This is a genomic window from Paenarthrobacter sp. PH39-S1, from assembly GCF_030063245.1.
GTDB lineage: Bacteria > Actinomycetota > Actinomycetes > Actinomycetales > Micrococcaceae > Arthrobacter_M.
The window spans coordinates 1-4,224 of sequence record NZ_JASISR010000078.1; the positions used below are offsets into that span (position 1 = coordinate 1).

The window sequence follows — 4,224 nt, forward strand, 5'->3', positions numbered from 1 at the left end:
GAGCGTGTATTTGACCAGGGCCTGCTTTTCGATTAGTTCCCAGTCAAGGTCGACGCCCAATCCGGGCTTGTCCGATGCCCGCACAAGTCCGTTGGAATTTATGCGGATAGGGTTAAGCGCGGCGTACTCCATCGGTCCCAAGGGCATGGCCTGTTCAAAGTAGCGGCAATTGGGGAACGCGAGCATCAGATGCAGGTTGGCGGCCTGGGAGAGGGTATAGCCCCACGACTGCAACTCGACATTCATCGAATGTGCCCGGGCGGCGGACATGATGCGTTGGGTTCCGGTGATGCCACCGGCGAGGGTTGCATCGACACGGGCGTGGTCCCAGCTGCCCATGGACATGCCCGTCTGTACCAGACCCAGCGTCACGAGCTCGTTGCCGGCCGGGATGATTTCAATGTCCAGCTTGCTGCGCAGCCAGCGATAGCCTTCCAGATCGCTGTCGGGCAAGGGCGCCTCGAACCAGGTGTATCCGAGCTCCTCCAGTCGGCGGCCGACACGCAGCGCGTCCTGCCGGTTGTAGCGCCCTTCAACATCGAGCATCCAGGCAACATCCAGACCACCGAATTTTTCCGCGACGGCGTTGACCAGCTTGAGGTCCTCATCCGGGTAGCACCAGGTATGGAACTTGATCGCCTGGTAGCCCTGGTCCAGATACTGGGCGACAATGTCCAGGTATTCCTCGATGGTGTCGAAGAAGGGGGTGCTCGCATAGGCGGGGATTTCATCCCGGTGCCCTCCCAGTAGCTGGTACAGCGGCACATCGAACGTTTTGCCGGCCAAGTCCCACAAGGCGATGTCCAGCGGCGCCAGGGAAAATGGCAGCATGGAGGCGCACCTGTTGGACATCAGCCCGTGGAGGCGTTCCCGGTTGAGCGCGTTCTGACCGATGAGGGCGCTTCCAACATGTTCAATGGCCTTGCCCAAGGCCGTGTCCACGCCGCCTTCGGTCCACGAGATGGCACCGCCGACGCCGAACGCATCGCCGGCATTTATTCGCACCACGGTATTGGTGATCTGCAGCTCGTCGTAGTGGGCCGAGGTCCGATACCTGGCCTCGGGGTTTGTCAGGACGAATACGTCGACGGAGTCGATCGTAAGATTTTTCATTGTCAGGCTCCTAACGTCATTTCGACGCGATATTTGGAGATTAGTTCTTCATCCAGCTCGATGCCCAGGCCGGGCGCGTCCCGCACCATGACCTTGCCGTTCTCCAGGGTGATGGGATTTGTGACCAGGTCCAGGGACAGCGGGCTGGTGCTTTGTGAGAACTCGATCAGCTCCCCGCCCGGGATGCTGGCCAGAAACTGCACCGTGGCGGCCATGAGAATGCCGGTGCTGAATCCGTGTGGGACAAGTTCTGTGCTGTAGCGCGTGGCGACGTCGTGGATTTTTCGGATCTCACTGATGCCCCCGCAACGGGTGATGTCGGGCTGGATGATGTCAGGTCGTGTCTCGCGGATGAATTCGGAAAATTCTGCCACTGTCGAGAGTCCTTCGCCGCCGGATATCCGGGTCCCTGAGGTTTCCGCCAAACGCCGCAGCCCCTGATGGTCGTCGCTGGGGAGGGGCTCCTCGATCCAGTTCAGCCCGAATTGGGCCATCCGCTCGCACTGGGTTTTGGCGTAGCGGTAATTTTTCCACTGGTACACCAAGTCAATTGCGAGGTCTACATCGTCTCCTGCCGTTTCCCGGACAACACGCATGACCTCATGGTCGTGGTCCGGGTCGGCACCGAACAGGCCTCCGCCCAGCTTCAGGCTGGTGAACCCGGATTGGAGGAGTCCTTCGACGAGCTTCGCGTTGTCCCCGGGGCTGTCTTTGGGAATGAACGTGCCGTAGGCGGCAATCCCGTCACGGACCTTGCCGCCCAGAAGCGTATGGATCGGCACCCCGTAGTGCTGCGAAGCGATGTCCCACAGGGCTATGTCGATGGCACTGATGGCATGTATGGCAGCCCCGCGCCGACCCATGTAGGAGGATTCGTCGTACATCTTCCGCCACAAGCGGTCAATGTCCAGGGGGTTTTCCCCCAGCAGGACTTCACGCAGCCCGCGACTTGTGGAATGGGAGGAGGGTGTCTCAACTAAAGCTTTGAGTACGGCCGGGGCACTGTCGGATTCACCAATTCCGATCAGGCCGGTGTCGGTGTGCACTTTCACCAGGAAGGCGTCCTCGCCCCACTCGCACGGTTCACCGAACGATGGAACGCGCAGCCAGATCGCTTCGACGTCGATAATCTTCATGGTCAACGAGTTTCCTCCGCAGCTTTGGGTTCGGCTGCCTCATCCAGCTTCACCGGGCGAAGGAGGCCAGTTTTCATGTCGATGCGGCCCGAATCCTGCCTGAGCCATCGGATGAGACCCCAGATTTGAACCACCAGCAGGAAGAGGAACGGTATGGCCGTCAAGGTCAGGCCCGTTTTCAGAGTGCCCAGGTCGGCGTTGATCGCCAGCATGGCCATCGGAACGGCAGCCAACATGACAACCCAGAACAGGCGGAGGCTGCGGGCGGGGTCGGTCCCGTGCGGCAGGTTCCGGGTGCTGACCGCGGCAACGGTGAACGAGGTGGCGTCCATGTGCGAGGCCAGGAAGACCAGCATGATCAGGAAATACACAATGGAGAAGAATCCCCCGAAGGGCAAGGTGTTCAGCAGCTCGGCGACCGCCGTGTCGCCGCCCTTGCCTGCCAAGACCTGTGGGGCGTTGACGGTCCCATGATTCATCTGGTGGATGGCATAGCTGGAGAGAATGCCGAAGAAGAACATGGTTCCTGCGCAGCCACCCACCATCAGGCCAAAGACGGTCTGCCGGATGGTGCGTCCCTTGGAGACCCGGGTAATGAAGATGGCAACGCCGGGGAGGTAGGAAATCCAGTAGAGCCAGTAGAAAACTGTCCAGTCGCGGCTGAAGGAGCCGCCCCCGTTCGGGTCGGTGAATAGGCTCATGTGGAGGAAGTTCTGAGCTTCCAGTCCGGCAGCGTTCACGACATTGTCCATGATGAACTCGGACGGGCCAATCAGGAACACCACCGCGGCAAAGACGAAAGCGGCCATGATTGCGGTTTTGGCCAGTTTCTGCAATCCCTTGTCGATGCCAACGAAGGAGCTCAGTCCGTACACCACGGTGGACACGGTCAGGATGAGGGCTTTTAGCCAGAAGGCGTTCTCAATGCCCAGTAGCCCGGCGACCCCGGCGGAGACGGTGTTGACCGTCACGGTGACGGTAAGGATCAGTCCGCCAAAGGTGCCAAAAAGGAACAGCAGGTCAATGATGCGCCCGCCGATGCCGTCGGCCTTCACCTTTTTCGTCACTGCCTCGATGTTGCCGGAGTAGCTAAGGCGCTTGCCCTTTCGAACGTGGAAGTAGTAAGCCATCGAGATGCCGGCGACCACGTACATGGCCCACGGGATGGGACCCCAATGGAAGAAGGTGTAGGACATACTCACGTCCAGGGCTTCCCGGGATTCCGGTTGAATATTGAGTCCGGGCGTTTGGTAGTAGTAGGCCCATTCCATGAAGGCCCAATACATGGTGGCCGATCCGAGGCCCGCGGAAATGAACATGAATAGCCAGCTGGATGTCGAATAGGCAGGCTTGCCTTCGCCAAGTTTGATTCGCCCGAACCTGGAGACCGCCAGGAGTACCGCCAGCAGGAAGCAGCCCAGGCCGAGCACCTGTACTGGTGCGCCGAAGATCCGGGTCGATCCATCGAACAGGGAGCTTGCGGAGGACTGTGCTTGGCTGGGCCACAGCAGCAGGGCCGTCACGACTATTCCGACGACGATGATGGCCCCGATGACGAGGACCTTATCCACTTTCGGTCTGGGTTTTTGGTACGTCTTGGGCGCCTCGCTGGCGGCCTTGGTTTCAATCACATTGTCTCCTTCGGCAGTGCATTGATATCTGCGTGTGGTTATGCCTGGACGGATTCGTCAAGTACGCCCAGATGGGGTTCGTTCGTCTCGATGATGTGGGACTTGATCGCGGCGACACTGGCGTTGACGTCTCCGGTCCGGAAGATGTCAACCAGTCGTCTGTGGTCCTCCAGGAACTCCGGCAGCGCGCCGGTGCGCCCGGTTTGCAGTGCGAAGTGCATCCTGATCCGTGGATGAATGGAATCCCAGATGCTTCGCGCAGAGTCCGTCGGAGAGGCGTCCACGATGATGGCGTGGAAAAGCATGTCGGCCTCGTTGAAGGCTTCGATGTCCTTGTTATAGAT

Annotated in this window: 4 protein-coding genes; all 4 read right to left on the reverse strand. The window is 59.8% G+C overall.

Translation table 11 applies throughout. The features are described from left to right. The coding region (locus QMG52_RS21410; RefSeq protein ID WP_283562423.1) for a mandelate racemase/muconate lactonizing enzyme family protein at positions 1-1,113 on the reverse strand (1,113 nt) is incomplete at its 3' end. Between the two features lie 2 nt (positions 1,114-1,115). Continuing rightward, positions 1,116-2,249, reverse strand: a complete 1,134-nt coding sequence (locus tag QMG52_RS21415) for a mandelate racemase/muconate lactonizing enzyme family protein (RefSeq protein ID WP_283562424.1) — start codon at positions 2,247-2,249, stop codon at positions 1,116-1,118. Between the two features lie 2 nt (positions 2,250-2,251). Continuing rightward, positions 2,252-3,880: a BCCT family transporter gene (locus tag QMG52_RS21420; protein ID WP_283562425.1), complete on the reverse strand. Its 1,629-nt coding sequence runs from the start codon at positions 3,878-3,880 to the stop codon at positions 2,252-2,254. 38 nt (positions 3,881-3,918) lie between these two features. Continuing rightward, a partial coding sequence (locus tag QMG52_RS21425; protein WP_283562426.1) for an FCD domain-containing protein occupies positions 3,919-4,224 on the reverse strand: 306 nt, incomplete at its 5' end.

What these genes read in the sequence shown, in the direction of transcription:
- QMG52_RS21415 (WP_283562424.1), bottom strand. Translation starts at nt 2,249, where the DNA reads ATGAAGATTATCGACGTCGAAGCGATCTGGCTGCGCGTTCCATCGTTC.